Below are 265 nucleotides of genomic sequence, written 5' to 3' on the forward strand. Positions count from 1 at the left end.
CTGAATACGTGCTAAAGATAACTGGCCGTGTACGTCGTCGTTATGAAGGTACTGAAAATAATAATATGACCAGTGGCCAGATTGAGCTATTGGGCAAAGAAATTGAAGTACTGGCTAAATCTGAAACACCGCCATTCCCATTGAATGACGAAAAAACGACCGTATCTGAAGACTTGCGTCTAAAGTATCGTTATCTTGATATGCGTCGTCCGCAAATGCAAGAGCGTATGGTTTTCAGTGCCAAGGCAACGTCAGCGATTCGTCG

General features: G+C 43.8%; 1 pseudogene. It reads left to right on the plus strand.

Going from position 1 to position 265, the window contains the following annotated elements:
• A pseudogene (locus tag SB725_RS31780) lies at positions 1–265 on the plus strand (aspartate--tRNA ligase); the annotation flags it as partial.

This window comes from Pseudomonas sp. SIMBA_041, assembly GCF_046535095.1.
Classification (GTDB): Bacteria; Pseudomonadota; Gammaproteobacteria; order Pseudomonadales; family Pseudomonadaceae; genus Aquipseudomonas; species Aquipseudomonas mucoides.